The organism is Bacillus sp. JJ783 (assembly GCF_036963225.1).
Lineage (GTDB): Bacteria > Bacillota > Bacilli > Bacillales > Bacillaceae_G > Bacillus_A > Bacillus_A cereus_U.
The window spans coordinates 1-1,239 of record NZ_JBALMG010000175.1; the positions used below are offsets into that span (position 1 = coordinate 1).

Consider the following 1,239-nt stretch of genomic DNA (forward strand, 5'->3'; position numbering starts at 1 on the left):
TGGTTGAGTCGTTTTTGGAACCGTTTATAGTTATAAAAATAAATATACTCTTCAATTGCTTGTATTAAATCTGCTTCTGTTTTAAAATGATTCAAATACAACATTTCCGATTTAAAATGGGAGAAAAATGACTCAATACAGGCATTATCATGGCAGTTTCCTTTGCGAGAGTGGCTGCCAATGATACCTAAACCTAAAAGTCGTTTGTTGTAGGCGTGAGATGTGTACTGGAATCCCTGATCTGAATGGAGAATGGTTCCACGCACATCTCTTTTTTGTGCCAACATTTCAATTGTATCTAATACAAGTTCATTATCGTTGCGCTTGGATATTTTCCAAGAAACAACTTCGTTATTATAAATATCTTGTACAACAGAAAGATACCGAAATCCCTCTTGGAATCGTAGGTAAGTAATATCTGTAACAAGCGCTTCATTTTGTTGGCGATCTTTGAATTCACGGTTTAAAACATTCGGAAAAACATTGGAATAGTTCCCTTTAAAGAAGCGACGCTTCTTTCGAATAATAGATTGAATGTTGAGCTCGCTCATTAAGCGATATACTTTTTTGTGATTTATAAAATATCCCTCTTCCTGTAAAGCGATTTTCATACGTGGATAACCATATTCCTTGTGCCTTACGTGAATAGATTGTATTACTTTTTTTAATCGTTTCTCGGATTCTAGTCGCATGTTTTTCATACTTTTTGTATGAATCCACTTATAGTAACTTGAACGATGTACACCCGCAAATTTCGTAAGCCATATAACTGGATATTTCCCCTTTAATGATTCAATGATATGATATCTCACCGTATATTTTAGTGCACCTCCATTTACAGATTCGGATACTGCTTTTTTAAATATTCAACCTGTGCCTTATAGTAGTCACGTTCCTCTTCAATCGTCTTAAAATGAACGCGTTTGCCTTTTAGAGGATTTGATATACCTTTCATTCCACCATTTTTTCCACGAGTATCTGTAATTTCACCAAATTCTTTATATTTTTTCACCCAATTTTTTAGTTGTGTAGAGCTTCTAATCTGATATTTTTCCTTTATCATATTGTAACTTCCTTCTCCGTTTAAATAACTTTGAACAGCCGCTAACTTTAATTCTTCTGAATATGTAATAAATGTTGAACCTTTTTTAGTCATGAAAAATCCCCTCCAAGTAATAGTGTAACATCCATGTATGTACATGGTCTTTTTACACTGTCTACTTAAAGGGGATAATATCA

At 33.7% G+C, this 1,239-nt stretch carries 2 protein-coding genes; both read right to left on the bottom strand.

Annotation, left to right across the window (positions count from 1 at the left end; translation table 11 throughout):
• Positions 1-812: IS3 family transposase (locus tag V7038_RS26870; RefSeq protein WP_199662108.1), on the bottom strand; the 812-nt coding region annotated here is incomplete at its 3' end.
• Positions 813-835: 23 nt separating this feature from the next.
• Positions 836-1,156 carry a helix-turn-helix domain-containing protein gene (locus V7038_RS26875; RefSeq protein ID WP_002114332.1) on the bottom strand — a complete coding sequence of 107 codons (321 nt, stop codon included), beginning with the start codon at positions 1,154-1,156 and terminating at the stop codon, positions 836-838.
• Positions 1,157-1,239 lie beyond the last annotated feature (83 nt).